The sequence below is a fragment of the Bradyrhizobium sp. Pha-3 genome, assembly GCF_042258325.1.
Lineage (GTDB): Bacteria > Pseudomonadota > Alphaproteobacteria > Rhizobiales > Xanthobacteraceae > Bradyrhizobium > Bradyrhizobium elkanii.
On record NZ_CP170151.1, the window covers coordinates 5,355,539 to 5,374,967 of the forward strand.

General features: G+C 63.1%; 22 protein-coding genes, 1 tRNA gene and 1 pseudogene. 14 read left to right on the forward strand and 10 right to left on the reverse strand.

What is annotated here, in order from left to right:
* Nucleotides 1-355 precede the first annotated feature (355 nt).
* Nucleotides 356-1,183, forward strand: coding sequence for a hypothetical protein (locus ACE10X_RS25265; RefSeq protein ID WP_038385850.1), 828 nt, complete (start codon nt 356-358; stop codon nt 1,181-1,183).
* Nucleotides 1,184-1,213: 30 nt separating this feature from the next.
* On the opposite strand, the gene ACE10X_RS25270 is transcribed toward ACE10X_RS25265, so the two are convergent.
* On the reverse strand, nt 1,214-1,798 hold the full coding sequence (locus ACE10X_RS25270) for a hypothetical protein (RefSeq protein WP_244435860.1): 585 nt from the start codon (nt 1,796-1,798) through the stop codon (nt 1,214-1,216).
* Nucleotides 1,729-2,910, reverse strand: a complete 1,182-nt coding sequence (locus tag ACE10X_RS25275; protein WP_375763016.1) for an MFS transporter — start codon at nt 2,908-2,910, stop codon at nt 1,729-1,731. The genes ACE10X_RS25270 and ACE10X_RS25275 overlap by 70 nt, the downstream gene beginning before the upstream one ends.
* Before the next feature lie 114 nt (nt 2,911-3,024).
* On the opposite strand from ACE10X_RS25275, the pseudogene ACE10X_RS25280 reads away from it, so the two are divergent.
* From ACE10X_RS25280 to ACE10X_RS25295, 4 genes and pseudogenes are all read left to right on the forward strand, one after another.
* Nucleotides 3,025-3,838: pseudogene (locus ACE10X_RS25280) on the forward strand (helix-turn-helix transcriptional regulator).
* Nucleotides 3,839-3,925: 87 nt separating this feature from the next.
* Entirely contained in the window at nt 3,926-4,153 is a 228-nt protein-coding gene (locus ACE10X_RS25285) for a hypothetical protein (RefSeq protein WP_038385852.1), read from the forward strand.
* Between the two features lie 74 nt (nt 4,154-4,227).
* On the forward strand, nt 4,228-4,446 hold the full coding sequence (locus ACE10X_RS25290) for a hypothetical protein (RefSeq protein ID WP_038385853.1): 219 nt from the start codon (nt 4,228-4,230) through the stop codon (nt 4,444-4,446).
* A gap of 13 nt (nt 4,447-4,459) precedes the next feature.
* A complete protein-coding gene (locus tag ACE10X_RS25295; RefSeq protein ID WP_038385854.1) occupies nt 4,460-4,762 on the forward strand; it encodes a hypothetical protein in 303 nt (100 codons plus the stop codon).
* 325 nt (nt 4,763-5,087) lie between these two features.
* Here ACE10X_RS25295 and ACE10X_RS25300 read toward each other — a convergent pair whose 3' ends face one another.
* Nucleotides 5,088-5,210, reverse strand: coding sequence for a hypothetical protein (locus ACE10X_RS25300; RefSeq protein ID WP_276325869.1), 123 nt, complete (start codon nt 5,208-5,210; stop codon nt 5,088-5,090).
* A gap of 218 nt (nt 5,211-5,428) precedes the next feature.
* On the opposite strand from ACE10X_RS25300, the gene ACE10X_RS25305 reads away from it, so the two are divergent.
* Nucleotides 5,429-7,696, forward strand: a complete 2,268-nt coding sequence (locus tag ACE10X_RS25305; RefSeq protein ID WP_375763017.1) for a cation:proton antiporter — start codon at nt 5,429-5,431, stop codon at nt 7,694-7,696.
* Nucleotides 7,697-7,787: 91 nt separating this feature from the next.
* Here the strand turns inward: ACE10X_RS25305 and ACE10X_RS25310 are convergent, their stop codons facing one another.
* Nucleotides 7,788-8,234: a hypothetical protein gene (locus ACE10X_RS25310; RefSeq protein WP_018272072.1), complete on the reverse strand. Its 447-nt coding sequence runs from the start codon at nt 8,232-8,234 to the stop codon at nt 7,788-7,790.
* Nucleotides 8,235-8,446: 212 nt separating this feature from the next.
* On the opposite strand from ACE10X_RS25310, the gene ACE10X_RS25315 reads away from it, so the two are divergent.
* Both ACE10X_RS25315 and ACE10X_RS25320 read left to right on the forward strand, forming a co-directional pair.
* The gene (locus tag ACE10X_RS25315; protein WP_038385860.1) at nt 8,447-8,719 is read left to right on the forward strand and encodes a hypothetical protein; all 273 of its coding nucleotides are present in this window, start codon (nt 8,447-8,449) and stop codon (nt 8,717-8,719) included.
* A 101-nt stretch (nt 8,720-8,820) separates the two neighbouring features.
* Nucleotides 8,821-8,897 (forward strand) — tRNA-Arg (locus ACE10X_RS25320).
* Between the two features lie 696 nt (nt 8,898-9,593).
* Here the strand turns inward: ACE10X_RS25320 and ACE10X_RS25325 are convergent.
* Complete coding sequence (locus tag ACE10X_RS25325; protein WP_375763018.1) at nt 9,594-9,854, reverse strand: hypothetical protein; 261 nt, start codon at nt 9,852-9,854, stop codon at nt 9,594-9,596.
* A gap of 149 nt (nt 9,855-10,003) precedes the next feature.
* Here ACE10X_RS25325 and ACE10X_RS25330 point away from each other — a divergent pair, with 149 nt between their 5' ends.
* Nucleotides 10,004-10,186: a hypothetical protein gene (locus tag ACE10X_RS25330; protein WP_157788026.1), complete on the forward strand. Its 183-nt coding sequence runs from the start codon at nt 10,004-10,006 to the stop codon at nt 10,184-10,186.
* A gap of 19 nt (nt 10,187-10,205) precedes the next feature.
* Here ACE10X_RS25330 and ACE10X_RS25335 read toward each other — a convergent pair whose 3' ends face one another.
* Together ACE10X_RS25335 and ACE10X_RS25340 are read right to left on the reverse strand one after the other, a co-directional pair.
* Nucleotides 10,206-10,442 carry a hypothetical protein gene (locus ACE10X_RS25335; protein WP_038385862.1) on the reverse strand — a complete coding sequence of 79 codons (237 nt, stop codon included), beginning with the start codon at nt 10,440-10,442 and terminating at the stop codon, nt 10,206-10,208.
* A 148-nt stretch (nt 10,443-10,590) separates the two neighbouring features.
* Complete coding sequence (locus ACE10X_RS25340; protein WP_038385863.1) at nt 10,591-10,791, reverse strand: hypothetical protein; 201 nt, start codon at nt 10,789-10,791, stop codon at nt 10,591-10,593.
* A gap of 386 nt (nt 10,792-11,177) precedes the next feature.
* Between ACE10X_RS25340 and ACE10X_RS25345 the strand changes: the two genes are divergently transcribed.
* Nucleotides 11,178-11,600, forward strand: coding sequence for a hypothetical protein (locus tag ACE10X_RS25345; RefSeq protein ID WP_038385864.1), 423 nt, complete (start codon nt 11,178-11,180; stop codon nt 11,598-11,600).
* Between the two features lie 91 nt (nt 11,601-11,691).
* The gene (locus ACE10X_RS25350) at nt 11,692-11,850 is read left to right on the forward strand and encodes a hypothetical protein (protein ID WP_193375430.1); all 159 of its coding nucleotides are present in this window, start codon (nt 11,692-11,694) and stop codon (nt 11,848-11,850) included.
* Nucleotides 11,851-12,516: 666 nt separating this feature from the next.
* Here the strand turns inward: ACE10X_RS25350 and ACE10X_RS25355 are convergent.
* Nucleotides 12,517-13,530, reverse strand: a complete 1,014-nt coding sequence (locus tag ACE10X_RS25355) for a helix-turn-helix domain-containing protein (RefSeq protein WP_375763019.1) — start codon at nt 13,528-13,530, stop codon at nt 12,517-12,519.
* Between the two features lie 161 nt (nt 13,531-13,691).
* On the opposite strand from ACE10X_RS25355, the gene ACE10X_RS25360 reads away from it, so the two are divergent.
* Complete coding sequence (locus ACE10X_RS25360; RefSeq protein ID WP_038385867.1) at nt 13,692-14,837, forward strand: alkane 1-monooxygenase; 1,146 nt, start codon at nt 13,692-13,694, stop codon at nt 14,835-14,837.
* Between the two features lie 30 nt (nt 14,838-14,867).
* Here ACE10X_RS25360 and ACE10X_RS25365 read toward each other — a convergent pair whose 3' ends face one another.
* Entirely contained in the window at nt 14,868-15,764 is an 897-nt protein-coding gene (locus ACE10X_RS25365; RefSeq protein WP_038385875.1) for a LysR family transcriptional regulator, read from the reverse strand.
* Between the two features lie 156 nt (nt 15,765-15,920).
* On the opposite strand from ACE10X_RS25365, the gene ACE10X_RS25370 reads away from it, so the two are divergent.
* Together ACE10X_RS25370 and ACE10X_RS25375 are read left to right on the forward strand one after the other, a co-directional pair.
* A complete protein-coding gene (locus tag ACE10X_RS25370; protein WP_038385868.1) occupies nt 15,921-17,111 on the forward strand; it encodes an MFS transporter in 1,191 nt (396 codons plus the stop codon).
* A complete protein-coding gene (locus tag ACE10X_RS25375; protein ID WP_038385869.1) occupies nt 17,108-17,572 on the forward strand; it encodes a cyclophilin-like fold protein in 465 nt (154 codons plus the stop codon). The genes ACE10X_RS25370 and ACE10X_RS25375 overlap by 4 nt, the downstream gene beginning before the upstream one ends.
* Before the next feature lie 90 nt (nt 17,573-17,662).
* Here the strand turns inward: ACE10X_RS25375 and ltrA are convergent, their stop codons facing one another.
* Nucleotides 17,663-18,988: a group II intron reverse transcriptase/maturase gene (ltrA, locus tag ACE10X_RS25380; protein WP_375763020.1), complete on the reverse strand. Its 1,326-nt coding sequence runs from the start codon at nt 18,986-18,988 to the stop codon at nt 17,663-17,665.
* Nucleotides 18,989-19,429: the final 441 nt, after the last annotated feature.

Here is a 19,429-nt window from a genome sequence, read left to right on the forward strand (position 1 = left end):
GCGGTTGTTGTGAACGGGAATCGTCGTATCAGCATCGCGCAGTAATCAGCATTTGTGGTTATGGATCCCTGCTTTCGCAGGGACGACACCGAGTGTGTTGCGCGGTCAGTCCTCTCATGCGATGCGACGCAAAGCGCCGGCCGCACGCGCTGCCAATCACGACGATGTGTCCTCAGGGATGCCATGCGCGTTTATTGGATGCGACATGCCGCCCTCACCGATACCCTTGGTAGAATCTCGCAGCCGTCGGTCGCGGCACGTTCCGGATTGCACTGGAATCTACCGTCGCCGAATACCGGCGGCCAAAAACACTGCACAAGAAGAGCCGGCCACGAGCCGGACAAGAAGAAAAACAATGGATCAAGTGGCGTTGGTCGTCGTTCGGGCGGTCGAGAGCGGCGCGACGACGACGAAAGATATTATCGGCGTGACCAGATTGTCGCGCCTCAAGGTCGAGCGTGCACTGAGCACGTTGGAGAAGCAGAAGCTGCTCCTCCGCGAACGACAAGGCTCGTGGGCGCTCGGCTTTCCCGTGGCTCCGACGGTCAGGCAGTGTGGATCATGCCCCCTCTGCTGCAAGGTGCTTGAGGTGACCGATCTCCGCAAGCCGATGAATACGGTCTGCAACCACATCCTGGCGGGCGGCGGGTGCGAGATCTACCACGAGCGTCCCCGGCAATGCCGGTCATTCAGCTGTGCCTGGCTGCAAGGCCACCTCGATGACGACTGGTTTCCCGAGACCGCGGGCATGGTGCCGCATTTCGGGCTCGACGCGCTGAATGTGCAGGTTGACCTCGATGATCCCGACCGCTGGCGCGAGGAACCCTATTTCAGCAAGCTGTGCGAACTTTCGTTGAAGGGCCTCAGGGTAAGTGAAGGGCGGCCATATGCCACCCTCGTCATCGTCGGTCAGGATCGCTACCTGCTGCTCGGGCGGACCATCGTGCCCGATCCAACGCTGTTCGGCACCGCCTTCGTGCCGATTACGTTCGATACCTTCCGCTACTGGAAGGCAACATCGCTTGAGCATCTGCAGCGGTTGAACGATCGGGTCATGGAGATCCAGCGCATCCAGCAGGAGTTCGGCCATTGCGCCATCCCTGACGACGACGATCCCTCCCCACCTTACCGGCCGGCTCTTCTCCAACGGTCGAAGGAACTGGGCGTGATACGCACGACGTGACGACAGCCGGACACAGCCCAGCTCAGTTCGTCATCTGAGGTGATACTTTCTGCCGTTGGTATTCGGGTCGGTATTGTCGCTGGTCGAGAACATCAAGGCCGGGCCGAAGTAATTCCAGGTGTCCCGGTAAAATGCGAATCGGCCGGCGCCCTTGTCGATGATCTCTTGCTGGGCGCTGTTCGCGGGGCCGAGCAGCCGGTCGTCTTCATACAATCGGGCGGTCTCGAGCGTACCGTCCACGTATTTGACGGGGATGAGATACGCATATCCCTTGTAAAGACGGAAGGCACCACGCAACAGGTTCCTGTCGATCGGACTCGGAGGAACCAGAAAAAGGAATGCACTCGACGCCAAGGCAAAGAGCGTCGATCCGATCACGATGCGCGTGCTGGCAGATGTCCTCAACGACACTTTTCCCTTCGCTCTTGCTTGCGAGGCTTCCCGCCTTCTGTAGCGCGGGCCTGCAGCGCAGACAACCGACCGGCCGCCGCCACGCCTTGTCGCGAGCCGGATCTGGCTCGCGAGATTTCCGCATCGAACGACAATCAGATTGTCGCCGCGCGGCCGGCTGATCCGCCCAGGACTGCCATCAGCACCGTCGCGACGGCGCAGCATGCGAGCGCGACCTCCCAGCCTCCGGTCGCATCATGGGCCAGTCCGGCAAGCGGCGGGCCCGCGGCGGCGAGCGAGTAGCCGAGGCACTGCGCCATGCCCGACAGTGCGGCCGCCTGGTGGCTATGCGAGGTTCGCAAGCTGACGAATGTCAATCCGAGGATGAAGGCTGCGCCCGCCCCGAAGCCGAACAGCGCGACCCACAGCATTGCGAACGCCGGAAGCTGCCACAATCCCAGCAGCGAGACGCAGGTCGCAAGCGACATGGCAATCGCAATGCCGCGCTGGTCCTTCATGCGCCGGACCATCGGCCCGAGGATCAGGCCGGGGACCGCGGTCGCCAGTTGCAGCACACCGTGCAGCGTACCCGCCGTCGCCGCCGGGTAACCTGCCTGCACGAGGATGGCGGGCAACCATCCGACGATGTAGAACACCAGCGAGGTCAGGCCGAGGAAGCCGGTCACCTGCCAGGCGAGCATCGAGTGCCAGATGCGCCCGCGATGCGGCGACGAGGCCGGCTCGACCATCGGGGCCGCTTGCGTCGCCAGCTGGGGTGCCCAGGCCATCAGCGCCACCAACGGAAAGATCAGCATGCTCGCAAGCGAGAGATGCCAGTTCGATCCCGGCAATTGGGCGAGCGGGATGGCCACGACAGATGCGAGCGCTTGGGCCAATGCGGACGTGATCGCGTAAGCGCCGGTCAGGCTGGCGATGCGGGTCGGAAAGTCCCGCTTGAGCAGGCTCGGCAGCAGCACATTTCCAACGGCGATTCCGGCACCAATGGTGGCGGTGCCGGCGAACAGCGCCCAGACCGGACCGGACGAGCGCAGCGCGATCCCGGCCGCGATGACAAGCAGGGCACCGAACAGCGACCGCTCGATGCCCCACTTGCGCCCGAGCACAGCTGCAACCGGTGAGATCGCCGCGAATGCCAGCAAAGGCAGCGTCGTCAGGATCCCGGCCTCCGCCGCGCTGATCCCGCTGCTCTCACCGATCATGCCGAGCATCGGCGCAACGCCGGTAATGGGCGCGCGAAGCGTCGAGGCGATCAGCAGGATCCCCGTCAACGACAACCACTGCCCGCCTAGCGTGCGCATCGGCGCAATCATCGTCATCGCATGCTCCTGCCCATCTGCATCGCCAGGCTATCGACTTGGCTGCCGGAAGAATTTACATATCTGTTCTATCGATCGCTAAATTCGGTCACTCGACGGGTTTCCGGCTCCGTTATGGGCTTTCAACTTCGCTATCCTTGGCCGGACCTAGATCCGGATGACGTCGCGGCGGCGGCCATCGCCGTGCGCCTCGACGTCACCGAAAACAAGGTCGAGGCGGCCGAGCACGCGCACCGGAAGGGACAGCTCGTCGTTGCGCTCGGCGGCGGCGTGATGTGCCGCGTTCCGAACGGGTTGTGGATGGTGCCCCCGCACTGCGGCGTCTGGCTTCCCGGCGGCACCCACCACACCAATATCGCAACCGCCAATGCGCGGATCTTTTTCGTCTTCATCGAGCCCGGTGCCGCCGACCTGCCCGACCGCTGCTGCACATTGTCGATCTCGCCGTTGCTGCGCGAGCTGATCATCCGACCGCATGCAGCACGACGGCGGCAGCGAGACGCTCGTTACGCAATTGCTGCTGAGCGAATTGCCGCGCATGCCGCTGCAGCAGCTGCATCTGCCGATCTCGCCCGAGCCACGCTTGCGACGGATCGCGGCAGCGCTCGCCGACGATCCGGCCGATCGGCGCACGATGGCCGAATGGGCCGAACGCATGGCGCTGAGCGAGAGCAGTCTGGCGCGTCTCATCCTGAGAGAAACCGGCCTGACATTCGGGCGCTGGCGCCAGCAACTGCATTTGATCGTCGCATTGCGCGAGCTCTCCGCCGGCGCGAGCGTACAGCAGGTCTCGTCCGCACTCGGCTATGAGTCGGTCACAGCCTTCATCACCATGTTCAAGAAGGCGCTCGGCAAGCCACCGGCGAAATATCTCAGCGATATCATGCAAGGTAGCGGCTCGGCCTTCGCGGCTGGCGGGCGAATTTAGGAACACCGGTCAGCAACGGACGTTTTCGACATATCGGGCGAGTGACAGGCGACCCGCCTACGCCAGGCCAATGCTCGAGGATGCCAGATGCCCTACGCACTGTTCGATCACGACAAACAAATCGACAAGGCTTTTCCGACGGAGAAGCAGGCGTGGGAACATGCACTGGTCTCCGGGCTGGTCTTCGATGTTCCGGTCGCGGATGAGGCTCCGGGTCAGGTGCTGCCGGCCGGCTATCACATGAAGCAAATTCCCGGCGACAGCGAAGTCTGCGAGCCGGCGCTCGAATGGAAATTGCCGAACGAGATTTCGTGATCGGCACACCGATTGCGATCGCGACGTTGCGCGATAAGTAACGCCGAACCAGACCAACAATTCAGGATGAGCGCATGGCCGAAACCGGCAAGATTTTTCACGTTCGCTGCGTCGACAACACGTTGCAGCGGGACACGCTCTCGCTGGGGCGCGTCTACGAGGTGACAAGGGATATCGAACGTGACGGCTATTACGAGCTCAGCGGATTGGGCCGCTTCAGCCGGTCCAGATTCGAGGTCGTCGAGCCGGACGACGACCCAGGCGAAGTCCCGCGGACGTCTCGATCAAAATAGACAGGAGAGCGCGATGCCCAGAGGCGACAAGTCGAGCTACACCGACAAGCAGAAGCGGCAGGCCGAGCACATCGAGGAAGGCTACGAGCAGCGCGGCATTTCGAGCCGCGAGGCCGAGCGGCGCGCATGGGCGACTGTCAACAAGGAGACCCACGGCGGCAAGAAGAGCGGTTCCGGCCGCGGTACGCGCGAGGATCATTCACCGTCGCGCAAGGGCGGCAAGCTCGGCGGCAAGGCGGCCGCAAGCCGCCCCGCGGCGGAGCGGTCGCGCTCGGCCAAGAAGGCCGCGCGGACCCGCAAGCGCCGGGCAGCCTGATCCGCACGGGCATCATTTCGCCGGCAGGAAGACAATACCGGGCGCTTTGAGGCGGCGCCTCGCAAATGCGTGATCGGGCGCCACCATTGGTTGCCTTCATTTGGGCATCTATCGGGAACAGGCTGTCGGGCCAGGAAGCAAGGCGGCCACCGCAGGGGGTGCCTGCAATTGACGTATCGGTCCCATAGCAGCTGGCAGGACGTGGATCTGCGCAATCTCGTCCGCGTCATATCGGCCTGCACCCTCGGGCTTTGGGCATTTGCGGCCGGCCTCCTGATCGGGACCTTCCTGCTTTGATGGATCGGCGCGGCACGCGCCGCCTGCCCTATCCGCCGCTCAGGTGATGCGCGGCGACGAACAGGACGAGCGCGCTAAGCACCAATGCCGATGTGGCGCCGGCAACGCCACGCGCAAGTTCGGCCTTCGAAAGATTGGATCTGGTTGCCATCGCAGCCTCCCGTTCGCGCGAGCTGAGCCGCAGCCGCTCCGGCGGCCAGGCTCGCTCATGGAGACATTCGCATCACCAGGATGAACGCATCATGAGCGAAACGAACCGCCGGTGCCTCCGTTCCAAAATCTGACCCGGTGGATCACTTTCGGAACCCGGGCGTTGACCGCATGCGACAAGCGGGCCGAGCCGCGCTGGAATTGGAAATCGGAGATGCCATGGTGATCCGCTGGGGGCGGCTTCAACCGGCGATTTGGGCGACCGTCATCCTGCTCGTGAGTATCACGGCAGCCGACGCTGAGGGCGACAAGGCGAGCAAGCCATCCGAGTTCATTCTGCTCGCCCAGATCGCGCTCCTGATCGCGGTCGGGCGCGGCCTCGGCGAATTGATGCAGCGGATCGGCCAGCCCTCCGTGATCGGCGAACTGCTCGGCGGCCTGCTGCTCGGACCATCGCTGTTCGGCTGGCTGTGGCCGTCGGCGCATAGCGTGATCTTTCCGCCGTCCGGCGAGCAGAAGGCGCTGATCGACGGCATAGCGCAGTTCGGCATCCTGCTCCTGTTGCTGCTGACGGGCATGGACACCGACCTCAAGCTGGTGCGCAAGGTCGGCCGCGCCGCGACCACGATCTCGGTGGCGGGCATCGCGGTGCCGTTTGTCTGCGGCTTCGTGCTCGGCGAATTCCTCCCCGACGGCCTGCTGCCGCATCCCGAAGCGAGGCTGATCGCATCGCTGTTTCTCGGCACGGCGCTGTCGATCTCCTCGGTGAAGATCGTGGCCGTCGTGGTGCGCGAAATGAACTTCATGCGCCGCAATGTCGGCCAGATCATCGTCGCCAGCGCGATCATCGACGACACCCTCGGCTGGATCATCATCGCCGTCATCTTCAGCCTCGCCTCGCGCGGCAGCCTCGACATCCTCTCGGTCGCGCAGGCGCTGTTCGGCACCCTCGCCTTCCTCGCGGTCAGCTTCACGATCGGCCGGCGGCTGGTGTTCCGGCTGATCCGCTGGGCCAACGACCATCTGGTCTCTTCGGCGGCGGTGATCACCGTGATCCTGATGTTGATGTGCGGGATGGCGATGATCACGCATCTGATCGGCGTGCACACCGTGCTCGGCGCCTTCATCGCCGGCGTGCTGGTCGGGGAATCCCCGATCCTGACCCGGCAGATCGACGAGCGGCTGCGCGGGCTGATCTCGAGCCTGTTCATGCCGGTGTTCTTCGGGCTCGCCGGCCTCAGCGCCGACCTCACGGTGCTGAAGGATCCGTCGGTGCTGGAGCTGACCGCGGCGCTGGTCCTGATCGCGAGCATCGGCAAGTTCGGCGGCGCCTTTGTCGGCGGCGCGCTGGGCGGACTGACGCGGCCGGAATCCTATGCGCTGGCGAGCGGCATGAATGCACGCGGCTCGACCGAGGTGATCATCGCCACCATCGGCCTGTCGATGGGGATGTTGAGCCAGACCATGTTCTCGATGATCGTGACCATGGCGATCCTGACCACGATGGCGATGCCGCCGATGCTGCGCAGCGCGCTGGCGCGGCTGCCGCTCGGCAAGGACGAAAAGGAGCGGCTGGAGCGCGAGGAATATGAGCAGCGCGGCTTCGTCGCCAATCTCGAGCGGCTGCTGCTCGCGGTCGACGAGAGCAGCAATGCGACATTCGCCGCGCATCTCGCCGGCCAGCTCGCCGGCGGGCGCGGTCTGCCGATCACGGTGCTGCATGTCGGCGCCAACGCCAAGCTGCAGGAGCAGAACCGCGCCGATGCAGAGAGCCCCGAGGCGGCGGTCATCAACGCGGCCAAGGCGAGCGCCGAAGCCGATGCCGACGGCGGCGGCGGCAATGTCGACGTCATCAGCCGCGCCCGCGAGGAGACGGCGGCGGAGGCGATCGCCGAGGAAGCCAGAAAGGGCTTCGACCTGCTGGTGGTCGGCATGGACGCGGTCGCCGGCCCCGATGGCGGCTTCGACAGGCGGCTCGACGACCTCGCCTCCGGCTTCGACGGCCCGCTGGCGATCGCGGCCGCCAAGGGCGTGCACGAGAAGGAGCCGACGGCGAATGCGCGGAAGATCCTGGTGCCGGTCTCGGGCAGCAACGTCTCGCGGCGCGGCGCCGAGGTCGCGATCGCGCTGGCGCGCCTCTCGAGCGAGCCGCTGCAGGTGGTCTACGTCTCGACCACGCGCGACAAGGGCGCCCGCCGCACCAGCCCCAGCATGTCGCTGGCGCATGAGGAAGCGATCCTGAAGGACATCGCGGCGACCGCGGCGCGCTACGACATCAACGTGACGACGCGGCTACGCGCCAATACCGCACCCGAGGTCGCGATCCTGCAGGAGATCGCGTCAAGCCGGGCCGACCTCGTCGTAATCGGCGTCGACCGCATCCAGGGCGACAGCCTGAATTTCGGCAGCATCGCCGCGGCCGTGCTCGGCAAGTCGAAGGCGTCCGTGCTGCTGGTGTCGGACGGAGAGGTCAGGCCGAAGACTTGAACCCCCAAGACTTGAAACCCCAAGGCCTGAAGCCCCGAGACTTGAAAGAAAGACCTGAGCAAGGAGGTTCGGGGCGCGAGAGCGTCGGCGCCTACCACTCCTCCGGACAGGGATCGACGATCTTCCAGAGATCGACCCCGTTCTTGATCTTCTTCATCTCGGTGGTGAGCCCGCCATTGCGGCGGATCCAGTCCTTCACCGTATCGGGGTAGTAGGACATCAGGTCGGAGGTACCCTCGAGGCTGGTGACCTTGATGCCGAAGGTGAAGGCCTTGTCGTAATAGGCCTGGTGGAAGCCGATGCTGGCCCGCGGCGTGACGCAGATCTTGTTCAGGGGCACGATGCCGAATACCAGCGTGCAGGCCGAGTTGCAGATGCCGTCGATCACGACGCGCTCGCGGCGCTCGCGGATCTGCTTGTACTTGGCCTTGTACTCCTCGACATAGCCGCCATGGTCGCGCGTGATGTGCAGCACCGCCCGCGCGGGCGTCGCGGCCAGAACCGAGAGCAGCAAGGCGACAAGGGGCGTGATGCGCATGGATCGTTCGAAACCGCGGGAAAGGCCGGGCCCGGGCGGACCTGACCGCAAGACTCTGGCCGGACTGTGTTGGCAATCCGTTAAGCATCCGCAAAAAGGCAAAATTTGGCGCGCTGTGACTGATTTCCCGCAGCTTTTGGCCCCGATTCCGGGTTAAATGGGCCTTGGGGCGGCCGAGAATGCCGATTCCCGTAAATGCCCGGAGGCCGTCCATGACCAAGACCAAGCTTTTCGCCGCCCTCGCTCTGGCCGTGATGGCCCTGACCCCGGCGGCCGCGGCCGACCTCACGGCCCATCCGCGCCACCATCGGCATCACCACCACGCGCATTGGGGCCTGCCCTACCACATCAGCTATCTGCACAATTACGGCCCCGGCCCGACTGCCGGCAGCTTCGCCTATTACGATGGCCCCGCGCACAACAAGTGCTATCAGAGCGCGGCCGCCTATATCGGCCAGGATCACCGCCGGCATCCCTGCTTCTGACGGCTTCGGGGAAGCGGCCGGCGGGACGCGCGGGCACCGCCCGGTGCCGCGCTCCGTGGCTACTGGCCCTCCCCGCCCAAGTCTGATAATCGACCCGCAACGCGCTCGTAGCTCAGCTGGATAGAGCATCGGATTTCGATTCCGAGGGTCGGGAGTTCGAATCTCTCCGAGCGCGCCAACGATTTTACCGATAGATCAATAATTTAAGCCGCGCTCATTTCGTTCTGAATCGTTTTCGTGTTGCGAGCCAGCTCAACTAGCTCTGAACAAAATCAACGCGTTACCAACCACTGCAAATCATTCCGCGCAACACGGCGGTTCATCCTCCGTTCGCGTTTTGCCTAGGCGCCGGGCGCAACTGAACCGACCTCGTTCTGGCTAGGACCGAAACGCAAAAAACGATTCCGAAATCTTTAATAAATTCGGACCAGCCTCCCTCCGCGACAGGGAGGTGTATCATGCGTAATCATGACTTCGTGTCCGGCGGGCTCCTCGCACTAATCGCAACCTGCCTTGTGCTGCTGTGCTCGGGCCTGCTCGTCATCGCATTTAGCTAAACCCGGACGGCTCGCCAATGCGGCCCTGCCCGCCTGCCCTCTCTCCCTTATTCCCGAGATCGTGGCCGCCGGGACAAACCATCACGGACCCGGCGGGCGCATTTTCGGGGGGTTGCCTAATGGCGTCGCCAACACCGCCTACAGACAAAAAGTATCTGTGCCCGATTTGCGGTGAGTCTCGCGGATCCTTTCTGCAGCGACGGCTCCCTTCGCGTCTCGTGCGATATCCGATCTAACCTGCCCTAATGGGCACAGGCTCAGAACCACGCCGGATGGCAAGGTCGTAACGGCCTCAACACCTCGGCGTGAACGAAACATCATTCGCGACGCCTAGAAGCGAGCGTGAAACAAAGCGCGCCCACCATCCCGTGCGTGAAAGTTTCCGGGGTAAAGCAATGCAGGAAGAGACAGGCATTCAATTCCAGGACATCGACCAGGTTTTGCGGCATGCCCATCTGCGCCGATCCGCCGATCTGTCCCACTGGATACGACAGTATATCCACGATCGTAGGCTTGCCCGCCAGCAGCGGAATTCTGAGAAGCAGAGAGTGACGGCGACGCCAACCGGCATGACCCATGCAGTCTAAGTGACACTGGGGATTTCAGCGTCCCAGTTCAGGAAGAAAACGCCGCCGGGCGTGTATTTGTGAGGGCGGCGGATTCTGATTAATGGAACAGCAAGGTCGCTTGCCTAAGATGCAGTCTACTCGCTGTAGGACGCTCGAAAATGACCGAGTACGTCATCAGGGAAGTTGGCCTTCGCCAGTGGCTCGTGTTTGCCGATCGGCGAAGCATCGCTTTTTGCGCCGACGAAGATGAGGCGGTGAAAGCCATGGCCGAACATAGCGCGCGCCGCGGCCGGCCACCCGAAAAAATGGAAATTGCGCCAAGGGAAAACCCGCCGGTCTAAACCGGCGGGCTCCGAGCGATCAGTGTTGCGTGCGGTCCGGCGGCGGGTTGTCCGGGCTGTAGCCCATGCGCTCGACCACAAGGAAGCACCGGGTTAGGGCCACGTCGCAGATTTCGGCCAGCGCGAGAAGATGATCCCCCGTAGTGGTCAGACCTTCCAACATCTCAGGTCCGTAGCCCTCGGCCACCATCGCCCCGAATCTCTCTTGAAGACCGATGTGATCTTGGCTCAGCAGAATGGTAGCAAAGGCGTACATGCGGCAGATGGGCTAGCGCCCACTTGTCGTTGCTCCAGTTGAACTTGACGTCGATTGGATCGAACGTCATGGCGTCCGGCTGCTCCTGGGTGGCAGAAGGGTTGGAAGAAACAATCCGCAGATGTGATGGTGGAACGTGTTTCATGGCTCACGCCTCCACCTGCACGCGCCGGCCCGTCGCCGGGATCGTTTCTGAGACGCCACCGTCCAGGCGACGCGGCCGGTCGATCTCGACCAGCTCACCGGTCAGACCATCGTCCTCGGCGCGGCGGAAGGCGGCGCGCAGGACGGGGTCGCGGAAGAGCGAAGAAAGCGGCTTTGTGGTAGACTGTTTGATAGCTCGGGCCATGGGGTCACTCCTTGGCTTGGGTTAGAGTCGAGCGGGTGTTCCAGCACTTGCTCGGCTTGTCTTTTTATGACATTATAAATTCATGCCGTCAAGAATAAATGACATTAAAAAATCGAAGCGTGGGCGCCCACCGGTCGAGAGTGAGGCTGTTACCGTGCGCATGACCCATGATGCGCTGCAGAATCTCGATAATTGGCGCCGTGGCCAATCCGACCTTCCCGGCCGCCCCGAGGCCATCCGCCGGTTGGTCGAGATCGGGTTGAAGGCTAAGAATAAATAAGAGGAATCATGAAGGCTTTTCCATTCGTTGTCCTTGCTACGGGCTCGCTTCGGCGTCCGCACTTGCTCAGAATGCGGGCACCAAGTTTTGCGGCGTTTATATAAACATGCCGAAGGCAGAGGCGAGCCGCCTATCCGATAACTTCGATCTGAAGTGGGAAAAGAACCTATTCGCTATCACCAAAGAAGAAGAGACGATCCCAGTGCTGGCGGTCTATTCGAAGGCAGGCAAGCATTGCGGAAACGTGAAGTTCGATCAAACCAACACTGCCAAGAGCGCAGACTTCTATCGATGCTTCTTCGATGCAGATTCGCTGCCTCCGCAGCAATTTGCTGAGGCTCTAATCAACAATTACAAGCTACCGAAATTGAGCTGCGCAATGGAAAAGAACTTAGCCGGCGAGCCACTGCGAACCTGCGATGGTCTGATGTCAACAGGTGAACAAGTGAGGATCACATTCCCCGCCGGCGCCTCTGACGAACCAGCCATTCACCTTAAGCGCAGCTCCGCAACGCCAAAATTTAATTAGCGCTGACCACCAGGAGACGACCGACAACGCCATGCGTTCGATCGAAAACTAGCGCCTTGTTCCCATCCTTGGCGGCTCGTCAACCGACCGAATGTTCGAGCCGCGCTTGCCGCATCCGAAGCGGATCCAGGCGCTCATGGGGCACGCCACCATCCAGATGACGTTCGACACCTACGGACACCTGTTCAAGGACACTGATGCCGATCAGCGGGCTGCCGAGGACATTCAGGCAAGGCTGTTGGGCTCCTAAATGGGGGACCTGCAGGTCGTCGAGGTACGGTTGCTGGAGGATAGGCTTGTGAGAACCAAACAGCTGCCACCGCTTGGTACGAAGCTTCGCACAGTATACGACGTAACCATTCGTCCGGGCGGCGCCACGCGGGCCGAGTTAAATCGCGCAACTGAGCAAGACGCTTGGAGTTACAAGACCAACACGGAAGATCTGGCCAGGCGAGTCGGTGGCACCGCACACCGCGATCCTCCCGGGCGCGGTGATAGCAGAAGGTTCTGGATCACAATCCCATAGCTACCTGCAACGCCAGCGCAACACGGTGCAGCTAAGCCATTGACCTAACTGATAGTAAATCGGATTTCGATTCCGAGGGTCGGGAGTTCGAATCTCTCCGAGCGCGCCATCATTTGGACGCCCCCGCGCCAGCGTGCGACGGCAGCCACGAAACCATTTTCATCAGCGGACGAAACCGGGCGGAAACAATTGACCGCTACCACTTCTCCCAAACAATAATGGGGAAGTGTCATGATGGAAGCGACCATTGTCGTGCTGCTGCTCCTCAGCGCCGCTGTGTTTTTTGCCCACGCCTACGACGCCCTGCATACGCATTGACGGGATCGGCATCGTTCAGTCTGCGTACCGTCCACCAGGATCTGTGGGCTCGCGCGAGCGGTCAACCGCGCCCTAATCTCGTCCGCCCGCCTTCTCTCCGAACCACCGCCGGCACGCCCGGCTGAAGCTCGTCGCGTCGGTGTAGCCGAGCGCGGCCGCCATCTCGTCGCGCGATTGGGTGCCTGCCGCGAGCATGATCCGTGCCCGCTCGCGCAGCACGCCGTCGAGCAGCGGGCGGAAGGCGCTGCCGGTCTCGGCGAGCCGCCGCACCAGGGTCCGCCGCGAGGTGCCGACGAGGCGCGCGGCCTCCTCCTCAGCCAGGCGCTGCGGCAGGCGCGCCGCGATCAGGCGCTCGACGATCCCCGCCAGCGCCACGGTGTCGGGCTGCGGATTCTCGATCGCCTCGAGCGCTTCGATGGCCTTGGCGTGCAATTGCGGATCGGCAAACGGCGACGGCCGCGCGCCAAGCGCTTTCGGCACCTCGAAGATGAAGGCGGCAGCGTTGAACTTCACCGCGCACGAATAATGCTGCAACAATCGCTCCGCACCCGCAGGCGGCGGCCAGGGAAATTGCAGCGTCGCCTGCCCGATCGAATCCTCGAGCAGCTGGACGTACACGGCGTGCACATTGAGGCTGACCGCCAGCGCCACGGCGTGCCACAGCGCTTCATCCATCGCGACGGCGGGAGAGATTTCAATCTGGATCGCGCGCGCGGTCTTGCGCAGCCGGTTGCGGACGAAGGGCGCGCGGGTCGACCCGAAGCGCGCGCCGGTCGCCAACGCGTCCGCGATGGTCGGCGCCGTCCTGGTCGCGACGTCGAGCGCGCCTTGCAGCGATGTCGACCACACCGCCGCGGCCGACAACGGCCACAGCTCGCCATGCCGGCGGGTGATGTTGGCCGCCAGCACCACCAGCGAGGATACCGGCATGTGAGCGCCGGGCTGGTCGAGCGCCTCGAGCCGAATTCCGGTGCCCTTCAGCAGTTCGTCGCGCTCGCTTCGCGTCTGGCCAAAGGCCCGCACCAGCGCCCGCGCATAAGCCGCGGACACCGGCGTGCGAAGGGCATCGGATTCCGATCCGTGCATGGCGTCGCCGACCTCCCCCTCGCGAACGTCCGGCCGAGCAGATTTGGCGCAAAATGCCACAAAATTGGCCTGTTGTGAACTGGCGGCGCAGGCCCGCCTCGCGGCATGCTTCGCCCAACAACGGCGAACGCCGCCTCGCAAGAGACGCTGGAGGGAATGCGATGATCTTCATGGGCACCAATGCTGCTGGCGAAACCATCACCTACCGGGACGGCAAGCGCTATCTCTGGATGCTCTCGTTCATTCCGCCGCTGATCCCGCTGTTGTCCTACTGGCTGTTCCTGCGGACGCACAACCCGCTGGTGACGCTGATCCCCTTCATCTTCATCTTCATCCTGATCCCGCTGCTCGATGCCGTGATCGGCGAAGACACCCACAATCCGCCGGCGGAAGTGGTCGCCGCGATGGAGGCCGATCCCTATTACCTGCGGCTCGCGCGCATCACCGTGGTGTTTCCCTGGATCAATTACGTCGCGCTGATCGCCTTCTTCGGCACCCAGGATCTGCCGTGGTGGTCCTATGTCGCCTTGCTGCTCGGCGTCGGCACCATCAATGGCGGCGCGCTCCTGATCGGGCACGAGCTCGGCCACAAGGCTGACAGGCTCAACATCCTGTTCGGCATGCTCGCCAACTGCGCGGTCGGCTACGCGCATTTCCGCGTCGAGCACAATCGCGGCCATCACACCTGGGTCGCAACCCCCGAGGACCCCGCCAGCGCGCGCTTCGGTGAATCGATCTATGCGTTCGCAACGCGCGAACTGCCGGGTGCGTTCAAGCGCGGCTGGCGCAACGAGGCCGAACGGCTGACCCGCCGCGGCGAGCCGGTCTGGTCGATCAACAACGAGATCCTGCAGGGCTTCGCGCTGACGCTCGTCGTCGCGGCGATCCTGATCGCGCTGTTCGGCTGGAAGGTCGCGCCGTTCATCGTCGCGCACCATTTCCTCGGCTGGTACGCGCTGACCCAGGCCAACTATGTCGAGCACTACGGGCTGCTGCGCGAGAAGCTGCCGAACGGCCGCTACCAGGCCGTCGAGCCGCGCCATTCATGGAATACCAACCACATCGTCTCGAACCTGATGACGTTCCACCTGCAACGTCACTCCGACCACCACGCCAACCCGATGCGCCCGTATCAGTCGCTGCGCGATTTCGACGACATCCCGCGGCTGCCGAACGGTTACACCGGCATGTTCGGGCTGGCGGCGATCCCGCCGCTCTGGTTCCGCGTGATGGATCCGAAGACCCTGGCCTGGGCCGGCGGCGACAAGAGCAAGCTGAATCTGGGAGATCGACCCGCAAGCTCGTGATCGCGGTCGCCATGCGATCGTTGGTCGTCGTCACTTGCTGTGATGCCGCAGCGCGTCGACGATGACCTTGAACGCCGGTGAGTTTTGACGGCCACTCGGATAGTAGAGGTAGTACCCGGAGAACTTCGGCGACCAATCGTCGAGCACCAGTTGAAGAAGGCCCGATGCAATGGCGTCAGTCACTGTCTCCTCCGGCACGTAGGCGATGCCGTAGCCCGCGATTGCGGCCTTGACCATCGGCTGGGTCGAGTTGAAAGCAAGCTGACCGTCAACGCGAACCCGCATATTCCGACCGGCCTTCCCGAATTCCCAGGCGTAGAAACCGCCGCGCGTTGTTAAACGCAGATTGATGCAGATGTGGCCGACCAGATCCTGCGGCGTCTTCGGCACGCCGTGCCTGGCGAAGTAATCAGGCGAGCCGGCGGCGACCAGACGCCAGTCGGGCCCGATCCGCACCGCGATCATGTCCTTCTCGACGCTCTCCCCGAGCCTGACGCCGGCGTCGAAACCATCCTCGACGATGTTGCGCAGGCCGTTGTCGCGACTGAGCTCGAGCTTGATGTCGGGATAATCGGCCAGCACCGGTTCGAGCTTCGGCCAGATCAGGTTGTCGAGCGCGTGATCCGATACGGTGATGCGCACGGTGCCGGACGGCTTGTCGCGGTATGCGGTCAGCGCCGCAATATCGGTTTCGATTTCGGCAATACGTGGCGCGAGCGATTGCCGCAGCCGCTCGCCGGCCTCCGTGGTCGAGACGCTTCGTGTCGTCCGGGCAAGAAGCCGGATCCCGAGCCGCGCCTCGAGCCGCTTGATGGTGTGGCTGAGCGTCGACTGCGTGACGCCGATCTTCGCGGCCGCCCTCGTGAAGCTGCGCTCCTCGGATACGACCAGGAACCACAACAGATCGTTGAAGTTTTCGCGCATGATCGGTCTCCGTAGCAGCGTTGCTATCGGAGTATTTATGGCCCCAGTCGATAAGTTCAAACACATTTCCACGTCTAATCAGGACAATCGCCGGGTGCTATCTCCCGTGCAGACGAGCCGCCAGGCCACGGCCGGACGGCGCCTGCGCGGTGACTGCGGATGGATGCGATCTACAACGACAAATTGGTAAGGCCACAGGCGGCCTGGGGCGCGGTATTTTCGATGGCGCTGTGCGTCGCCGTCCTGATCGCCTCCGAATTCATGCCGGTCAGCCTGCTGACGCCGATCGCCGACGGTCTTGGCATCAGCGAGGGCCGGGCCGGTCAGGCGATCTCGGTCTCCGGAATCTTCGCAGTCGTCACCAGCCTGTTCATCGCCGATCTCACCAAGCGTATCGACCGCAAGCTGGCGCTGACCTCGTTCTCGCTGCTGCTTGTCGTCTCCGGCCTCGTCGTCACCTTCGCTCCCGATTACGCGGTGCTGATGATCGGCCGCGCACTGCTTGGGGTCGCCATCGGCGGCTTCTGGTCGATGTCCACCGCCACCGTCATGCGCCTGGTACCGCAAAACGCCGTGCCGAAGGGTCTCGCGATGATCAACGCCGGCAGCGCCATCGCAGCGACTGTTTCCGCACCGCTCGGAAGCCTGCTCGGCGATCAAGTAGGCTGGCGCGGTGCATTCTTCCTCGTGGTACCCTTGGCACTGCTCGCGCTCGTCTGGCAGTGGATTTGCCTGCCCGCGCTGCCGCCACGACGGCGCGAGGGGTCGAGCAATGTGTTCAAGCTGCTCCTGCGCCGTCAGGTGGCGCTCGGCATGGCCGCGATCTTCCTGCTCTTCATGGGCCAGTTCGCGCTGTTCACCTATCTGCGCCCCTTCCTCGAAACCGTCACCGGTGTCGGCGTCTCCACTCTCTCGGCGATCCTGCTGCTGATGGGGCTCGCCGGCGTCGCCGGCACCTGGACGATCGGTCAGTTGCTGAAAGAAAGGCTATACAGCATCGTCATTGGCATTCCGCTTGTCATGGCGTTGCTCGCCTCGGCGCTGATCGCGCTGGGCTCGGTGCCGGCAGCGGTAACAACCCTGCTGGTCGGCTGGGGCTTCTTCGGCACGGCTGCCCCGGTCGGCTGGGGCACATGGCTCAGCCGCACACTGCCCGATGACGCCGAAGCCGGCGGTGGCTTGCAGGTCGCCGTCATCCAGTTCGCCATCACGCTCGGCGCGGCGACCGGCGGCGTTCTGTTCGACGCGCTCGGATGGTGGAGTCCGTTCGCGCTCGGCGCGGCTCTGCTGCTCGGTTCGGCGCTCGCCGCAACCGCCGCCGCCATCGAGCCCGGAAGGGCCACGCAATGAAGCGGGTCATCGCTCGCCGTGTCGTGCTCCAGGGTCTCCTCGTCACGGCAGCTGCGCCGCTCGGCGGCCTCATCGACCCGACCCAGGGATGCGCTCGGGGATTCCCGTCGATGAAGATTCAAATCTCATTCAACGAACGGAACATGACGGCGACGCTGGAGGACAATCCGTCCGCACGCGATCTCGCCTCGATGCTCCCGCTCGGTGGCCTCACGCTCGACAACTACGCGAACGAGAAGATCAGCTATTTGCCGCGCAAGCTTACCGAGGACGGCAGCGGCCCCTTCGACAACGAACGGCCCGGTGACGTCTGCTACTACGCGCCCTGGGGCAACCTCGCATTCTTCTACGCGGGCTATCGCTGGTCGCCGGGGTTGATCCGGCTCGGCCGCATCGACGGCAACTTCGATGCGCTGCTGATGCGCGGCAAGTTTCCTCTCCGCATCGAATCCTTGTCCTGATCACCGGGTCACCGGAGGCGGTCGCCCGCCCCCGGTTCCCACAGAACGTGGCGTGCGGATTTCCCGCACCGACGCTCTTCGACAGTTGGTTCACAGCACCGCAAGCGCCTGCAGCTCCCGATAAGGGAGGCGCAGCTTAGGCTTCAGCAACGGTGTCCGTTCTTTGATTTGGTTGAAGGCGTCCCAAGTGAGGCGTCGGCCTGCCCAGCTGCGGCTGCGCAGCATTCCGCGCCAGTAACGCTCCACTGCCCGATAAACTTTTACGAGGCTCCGGAGATTTCCGGCGACGCCGTAATAGCCATAGTGGCCGCGCAGGACGACGTTGATTTCATCGGCCTGGTCACTGATCTTGTAATGCCGTATTCGCCGCATCAGCTCCTGCAGAGACATGAGGCTGCGCTTTAGCCGAGATTTCTCGGTACGCATCCCAACCTTGAAGTTGCCTCTTTGGTTTCGCGTGCAATAGAGCGTCAGCCCCAGAAAGTAGATTGTTTCCGGGCGGTTTCTGCCGCGTTTGCCCGCGTGTCTTTGCGCGAACCGACCAAACTCGACCAACTTGGTCTTGGTCGGCTCTAGAGTGAGGCCGAACTTCCCCAACCGAAGACGCAGGGCCTCCTGTACGCGGATGGCGTCCGATCGATATTGGAAGCAGATCACAAAGTCGTCGATATAGCGCAAAAGTCGGGCTTCGCCCCGCAACCGACCCTTCACCACGCGTTCGAACCAGAGGTCGAGAACGTAATGAAGGTAGAGGTTGCTCAAAAGCACACTGATCGATCCGCCTTGTGGCGTTCCTTGTTCGCTCGGATGCACTGCTCCGTCTTCCAAGACACCCGCTTTCAACCAGCGCCGGATCAAGCTGATCAGGCGCGGATCACCGACTCGATGTTCGACAAACCGGAGGACCCAATCATGATCGAGACTCCCGAAGAAGTTCTTCAAGTCCGCCTCCAACACCCAGCTGATCATGCCGCCGGCGATGACCTCATTGAGGGTCGCCAAGGCGTGATGGGCGCTGAGCTTCGGCCTGCCGCCGAACGAGCTGGGCAAGAAGTCCTGCTCGTAGATGGCGGACAACACCTCAGCCGTGCTGCGCTGGAGGGCCCGGTCGGCGACAGTTGGAACCCCGAGGGGGCGCTTCTCCGTCTTACCGGGCTTGGGGATATAGACACGCCGAATGTTCGGCGCCCGATATCCCTGTCGGTGGATGGATTGGAGCATCGGCTCGATCCATCCGTCGAAGCTCTCCCTCGCCGCCTCCACCGTCTGTCCGTCCACCCCGGCGGCGGAGCGCTTCGGAATCTGTAATAGATTCTTTTGCACTCGGTCGCGCGTGATGTGATGGGCCAACGAGGTGAAGCGAAGATTTGGCTCGCGCCGAGCTTTCACTGCTATTTGTTCAAGTTTCGTTTCCATGGTCAGCTGATCTTCTCTTAGGATAGAAGGCCGTGACTCCCGTTGAATGGAGCCCATGTCGCCCAAGAACAATTCAACTACCGCTGACCGCTTCCCCATGTAGTCGGCTCTCCCGACCTCCGAGTACTATCAGTCAGTCTGACTTCCACCCGGTCATCAGACCCTTCTCACCTCATCGGCTTGGCAGGTCCTACAAGCTTGCGCTTGAACCGGACGGATCTCCCTTGTTCACGTCAATCCCCTTGGTTGCATGCTGGCGGTACGAACCCCGGGAGCACCTCAGCCCGCTCGCGATGACGCGGGTTGCGATTCCGCCTTCCCCTTTGAGAGACAGGGTCGGCTACTCCGATCACGTTCGATTTCGGGGCTATCTTCCCGTTCACTTCATTCCGGCCTGCAACCTCCCTGTCTACGCTTCGTAGCGACCGTTACCGGACGCCA

Coding starts and splice junctions, on each gene's coding strand:
- ACE10X_RS25370 (WP_038385868.1), top strand. CDS start 15,921: ATGGATGCGATCTACAACGACAAATTGGTAAGGCCACAGGCGGCCTGG.
- ACE10X_RS25290 (WP_038385853.1), top strand. CDS start 4,228: ATGGCCGAAACCGGCAAGATTTTTCACGTTCGCTGCGTCGACAACACG.
- ACE10X_RS25335 (WP_038385862.1), bottom strand. CDS start 10,442: ATGTACGCCTTTGCTACCATTCTGCTGAGCCAAGATCACATCGGTCTT.
- ACE10X_RS25295 (WP_038385854.1), top strand. CDS start 4,460: ATGCCCAGAGGCGACAAGTCGAGCTACACCGACAAGCAGAAGCGGCAG.
- ACE10X_RS25350 (WP_193375430.1), top strand. CDS start 11,692: ATGTTCGAGCCGCGCTTGCCGCATCCGAAGCGGATCCAGGCGCTCATG.
- ACE10X_RS25345 (WP_038385864.1), top strand. CDS start 11,178: ATGCCGAAGGCAGAGGCGAGCCGCCTATCCGATAACTTCGATCTGAAG.
- ACE10X_RS25355 (WP_375763019.1), bottom strand. CDS start 13,530: ATGCACGGATCGGAATCCGATGCCCTTCGCACGCCGGTGTCCGCGGCT.
- ACE10X_RS25360 (WP_038385867.1), top strand. CDS start 13,692: ATGATCTTCATGGGCACCAATGCTGCTGGCGAAACCATCACCTACCGG.
- ACE10X_RS25375 (WP_038385869.1), top strand. CDS start 17,108: ATGAAGCGGGTCATCGCTCGCCGTGTCGTGCTCCAGGGTCTCCTCGTC.
- ACE10X_RS25325 (WP_375763018.1), bottom strand. CDS start 9,854: ATGGGTCATGCCGGTTGGCGTCGCCGTCACTCTCTGCTTCTCAGAATT.
- ACE10X_RS25275 (WP_375763016.1), bottom strand. CDS start 2,910: ATGACGATGATTGCGCCGATGCGCACGCTAGGCGGGCAGTGGTTGTCG.
- ACE10X_RS25310 (WP_018272072.1), bottom strand. CDS start 8,234: ATGCGCATCACGCCCCTTGTCGCCTTGCTGCTCTCGGTTCTGGCCGCG.
- ACE10X_RS25330 (WP_157788026.1), top strand. CDS start 10,004: ATGACCGAGTACGTCATCAGGGAAGTTGGCCTTCGCCAGTGGCTCGTG.
- ACE10X_RS25285 (WP_038385852.1), top strand. CDS start 3,926: ATGCCCTACGCACTGTTCGATCACGACAAACAAATCGACAAGGCTTTT.
- ACE10X_RS25270 (WP_244435860.1), bottom strand. CDS start 1,798: ATGCTGCGCCGTCGCGACGGTGCTGATGGCAGTCCTGGGCGGATCAGC.
- ACE10X_RS25265 (WP_038385850.1), top strand. CDS start 356: ATGGATCAAGTGGCGTTGGTCGTCGTTCGGGCGGTCGAGAGCGGCGCG.
- ACE10X_RS25300 (WP_276325869.1), bottom strand. CDS start 5,210: ATGGCAACCAGATCCAATCTTTCGAAGGCCGAACTTGCGCGTGGCGTT.
- ltrA (WP_375763020.1), bottom strand. CDS start 18,988: ATGGAAACGAAACTTGAACAAATAGCAGTGAAAGCTCGGCGCGAGCCA.
- ACE10X_RS25315 (WP_038385860.1), top strand. CDS start 8,447: ATGACCAAGACCAAGCTTTTCGCCGCCCTCGCTCTGGCCGTGATGGCC.
- ACE10X_RS25340 (WP_038385863.1), bottom strand. CDS start 10,791: ATGGCCCGAGCTATCAAACAGTCTACCACAAAGCCGCTTTCTTCGCTC.
- ACE10X_RS25305 (WP_375763017.1), top strand. CDS start 5,429: ATGGTGATCCGCTGGGGGCGGCTTCAACCGGCGATTTGGGCGACCGTC.